General features: G+C 64.8%; 3 protein-coding genes. 2 read left to right on the top strand and 1 reads right to left on the bottom strand.

Annotated elements, in window-relative coordinates; all coding sequences use genetic code 11:
- The coding region (locus ACIQ2E_RS14275) for an isopropylmalate isomerase (RefSeq protein ID WP_398331984.1) at positions 1-479 on the top strand (479 nt) is incomplete at its 5' end.
- Positions 480-564: 85 nt separating this feature from the next.
- Entirely contained in the window at positions 565-1,074 is a 510-nt protein-coding gene (locus ACIQ2E_RS14270) for a pentapeptide repeat-containing protein (protein ID WP_398331981.1), read from the top strand.
- Here ACIQ2E_RS14270 and ACIQ2E_RS14265 read toward each other — a convergent pair.
- The coding region (locus ACIQ2E_RS14265) for a DUF3769 domain-containing protein (protein ID WP_398331978.1) at positions 1,071-2,759 on the bottom strand (1,689 nt) is incomplete at its 5' end. The genes ACIQ2E_RS14270 and ACIQ2E_RS14265 overlap by 4 nt on opposite strands.

Genomic DNA, 2,759 nt, shown 5'->3' with positions numbered 1-2,759 from the left:
ATGACCGCGCCGAGCTGGCCTCGGGGCCTTCGGGCCCCCATCCCTTCGATCGCCCGGAGCACCAGGGGGCGAGCCTGTTGCTGGTGAACCGCAACTTCGGGTGTGGCTCCAGCCGTGAGCATGCCCCGCAGGCGCTGATGCGCTGGGGCATCCGGGCGGTTGTGGGCGAAAGCTTCGCCGAGATCTTCTACGGCAACTGCCTGGCCTTAGGGATCCCCTGCCTGGTGGCCGACCACGCCACGATGCTGGCGATTCAGGAGGTTGCCACCGCCCATCCGGCCGAGACCTTCCGACTGGATGTCGCCTCCGCCAGCCTCCAGGGGGCTGGGCAGCGCTGGGGGCTGGACTTGGCTGCCGGTCCGCAGCAGATGCTCGTGAGCGGCCAGTGGGATGCCACCGGCCAGCTGTTGGCCCACGGGGAGCAGCTGGCGGCCACCGTGGCGCGCTTGCCCTATCTGCAGGGATTCGCTGCGGTCTGATCCGTCATCCGGCGTCACCCGCCGTCATCGTTTGTGGCGGCCCGTGGCGCCACTGTCTATGACGAAGACAGGACCTGCCGTGCCGATGGCCCCTGTTGCTGCCCCATCCCTGGCCACGCTGATGGCCGCTGCCCTGCTCGGGGGCGGAGGGCTGCAGGCGGCTGAGCCTCTGGTGGTGGAGCCCTACCGGGCCAGTGGATCGCCGGCGGCCTCTCCCCCCTGGCGGCAGTGCCCCGGCTGTGATTTGCGCGGTGCCACCCTGCGCGGTCTGTTGCTGAATGGGATGGATCTACGCCGGGCGGATCTGCGTGACGCCGACCTGCGTGGCAGCAATCTCGAGGGTGCCGATCTCACCGGCGCGGATCTGCGTGGGGCGCAGTTGCAGCACGTGCGGCTCACCAATGCCGATCTGGCCGAAGCGGATCTGCGGCGGGCCAATCTGCGCGATGCCGTGATCTTGCAGGCCCTCACCCCCGGTGTGCAGATCGAGGGAGCTGTGTTGGTGGGAGCGGATTTCAGTGGCAGTGGTCTGGTGGTGGGCGGTGAGGAGCCACCGCTGCCGCCACCGCTGCCTCCCCTGCCGGGCCAGCCCTAAAAGAGGCTCTGGCGGTTGCGGGTGGTGCTGAACGGCTGGGTTGGTACAAACGGCACGCCGGTGCCGTTGAAGTTGAAGTCGTTGAGTTTCACGCGGATGCCGCCCACCTGCTCGTAGGGGCTGTAGTAAATCGCGAACTCATAGCCGCGCCGCTGCCAACGTAGTTCACCGTAGGCGTTGGTGGTGTAGCCAAAGTACGGCGAACTCGGGTCGACGTTATAGCCCAGGCCCAGGTTGAACATCAGCGGGCCGAACAGTTGTTGGGTCCAGCCGATGCCCAGGGTAGCGAGATCCACGTTGCGGTCGAAGCTGAAGGGGCTTTGCCCCTGCTGCAGAGTGCCGCCGCCGGTGATCGTGAATTGAGTGTAATCAAAGAAGTTTTTGGTGAAACTCCCGAGAGTGAGTGTGGGGCCGCCGCTGAAGTTGATCAGGTTCTGATTGAGGCCAATGCCGTAATAATCCAGGGCGGTGCTGGTCACCGTGTTGATGGTTAGCCCCGGGAGGATCGGCGTCGGCGTGTTCTGCGTGGATTTGGGATCGTCAGCATTGCGGGGTTTGCCCGTCCAGATGGGCAGGCTGCTTCTGAGGGCGCCATAGAAACTGGCGCGGGTGCTGTCGCTGATCGTCTGCGAGATGGTGGTGCCCGAGGGGCTGTTGGTGCTGAAGGTGGTGCCCTGGTAATTGCCGAAGGAGGCGCGCCAGAAATAGTTGTTGTTGATTGGCCCCCAGGGCTTCAGATTGCCGGTGTTCTCCAGTGACGTTCCGACCGCTGAGTAGACATCCTGGTAACCCAGGGAGCCATTGAAGCTGCGGTAGCGGTAGGCGCCGTAGATGCGGCTGGTGTAGGTGCCGGCCGGCAGGATCCCCAGGTAGGGCAGCTGGAAGGAACGGGAGAAGTCGCCCCAGGTTCGGGTGCCATTGGCGAAGTTGCTGGGGTTCAGGGTGGAGAGGCTGACGGCGAAGTCGGAGGTGGCAAAGCCAAGGATCTTGCCCTCCACTTTCGCCATGGCACCGAACAGATCGCCGATCTGGGCCGGTTGGGTGCCATTGGGGGCACCAGCCGGGGAGCCAGGCAAGGGGTAGGTGCTCACCGAGCCGTTCAGGGCGCGGGCCACCATGAACTGGGGCTCGAGTTTGAGCTTGGCCTGGGTCTTGGGGATGTCGTACTCCGGCAGCTTGTAGCCGAAGTAGACGCCGCTGCGGTCGATGCCGTCATCGGCTACCACGAAACGGTTCTCGACAGGTTTTTCCTTCTCCAGGGTGAGGTTGCGGCGCAGCGGGATCGGCAGGCGGTTCTCGAGGATCAGGCGGCTGCGCTTGGCCTTGATCTTGGTTTTGCCATCCCCCAGCTCCTGCGCCATGACAACCTGCAGATCCAGCCACGACTGGGAGGGCGTAAAGGGGTCATTGGTGAAGGCCGCGCGCTCGGCTTGCCAGCCATCGGGTGTGATGGTGATGCGCTCAGCTTGGAAGCGCCAACGGCTGATCTGGCCATCCACCAGCCTCTGGTTGCCGTAAAACCCCATCAGCTGCTGAGGTCTCGCCTCGCCAAACTGCTGTGCTTCGGCGGTCTGGTCGTACTTGAAGCCGCCCTGCCGGCGCTCCAGCTTGAGGCTGCGCACGAATTGCACGTTGCGCACGCGTTGATCCACCGCGGCGTCGATTGCCAGATGGCGTTCGCGTTC

Source organism: Vulcanococcus sp., from assembly GCF_044369115.1.
Classification (GTDB): Bacteria; Cyanobacteriota; Cyanobacteriia; order PCC-6307; family Cyanobiaceae; genus Vulcanococcus.
This window is presented reverse-complemented; position numbering and strand designations above follow the sequence as displayed.

What these genes read in the sequence shown, in the direction of transcription:
- ACIQ2E_RS14270 (WP_398331981.1), top strand. Translation starts at nt 565, where the DNA reads ATGGCCCCTGTTGCTGCCCCATCCCTGGCCACGCTGATGGCCGCTGCC.